This is a genomic window from Pseudomonas sp. RL_5y_Pfl2_73 (assembly GCF_963970515.1).
Taxonomy (GTDB): Bacteria; Pseudomonadota; Gammaproteobacteria; order Pseudomonadales; family Pseudomonadaceae; genus Aquipseudomonas.
Map to the genome: position 1 here is coordinate 1 of NZ_CAXAPD010000109.1, position 1,433 is coordinate 1,433.

Consider the following 1,433-nt stretch of genomic DNA (forward strand, 5'->3'; position numbering starts at 1 on the left):
ATCGCCCTGTTCGTCGGTCAGCTCCATCGGCGTGCCAAGATGGTCGCACTGGTACCAGGCGAGTGCGCTGAACTTGATCGGCGTCGGTTTGTGCTGCCACAGCGGATCGCGGTCGATGTCGTAAGCGCCTTCATAGACCGGTTCGGGCAGCAGTTGGATACTGCGTTGCTCTACTGCCTGCGCCACCGGCACAAAACTACCCGGCTCGAAAAAGTAGTGGGTCAGGCGTTCGCTCTTGTCGTTGTTGCGACTTTCGAAGGCCAGCATATCGCCGTCCCAGCCATAGATCGTGTAGCCGCAGCCGTATTGTTCGTCGAGCTTGGCGCGCTCCAGCTTGTTCCACATTGGCCCGGCTTCGCGGCGGTCGTGGTACTTGGCTTTGGACAGCTTGAACAGCCGTCGGCCCAGCGCGTCGTAGGCAAAGCTGACGGTCAGGCGGTCATCTGCGTAGCCGATCAGGCGGTCGTACAGATCCCAGGTGAAGTGGGATTTTTTGCCGTTGTGCAGCCGTTCCTTCAGGTTGCCGCGCTCGTCGTAGCTGTAGTGGGTGCCCACGTAGTCGCGAAGCAGGTTGTCCAGCAGCTTAGGTGGGCTGTATTGATTGGGACGGCGTGGTGCCTGCGGGTCTAGCAGATTACTGGCCGGGTCGAAGGCGAAGGTTTCTTCGCCGCTGATGGTTTGGGCAGCGAGCAGTCGACCCAACGGGTCATAGCGGTAACTGAGCGCGCCGCGCCGGGTGTCGTCAATGCGGGTGAGCTGGCCGGCAGCGTCATGCCGGTAGCTGCGCACGATCACACGTTGGGCGTCGCCGCGTTTCCCCAGTGCTTGCTCCAACAACTGACCGTTGGGTGTCCAGGCTTGCCGCTGCTGTAGACCGTTGCCCTGATCGCGGGCAATTTCGCGGTGCAGGTTGTCGCGTTGATAACTCAGTAGCTCTTGGTCATCTACTTTTAGCGCCAGCAGATGGCCGCTGCCATAGGTCAGCCAACAGACGCGGTGACCATCCGGGCGAGTGGTCGCGATACGTTGATTGAGGGCGTCGTACTCGTGCTTCCATACAGCCACATGCGGTTCCTGCAGGTAGCGCAGGTATTGATGTTCGCGAGTGTTGTTGCCCGCACGGTCGTAGAACCATTGCAGTTTGCAGGCGGCGTTCTCGGCCAGCAGCAGATTACCGTTGCCGTCATAGGCGAAGGTCTCGGTCTGCCATTCCAGGCCTTCCTTGTGCCCGGCATGGCGGGCGATCAGGCGGCCGAGTGGGTCGTACTCGAATTCGTTGACCTTATCACCGTCGAGGCGGCGTGTGGGTTGATTGCTGCCGTGGTCGTAGAGGTAGTGGGTGGTCTGTTGGTCGAAGCCGGTTTCCTTGAGCAGGCGCCCGGCGGGGTCGTATTTGAAGCTGGCGGTGCTGTTGTTTTCGTTGCGCAGTTCCA

The 1,433-nt window shown here is 60.6% G+C and carries 1 protein-coding gene; it reads right to left on the reverse strand.

Annotated features, from left to right (window positions below; all coding sequences use genetic code 11):
• The coding region (locus AACY42_RS28430) for an RHS domain-containing protein (RefSeq protein WP_339483826.1) at nucleotides 1-1,433 on the reverse strand (1,433 nt) is incomplete at both ends.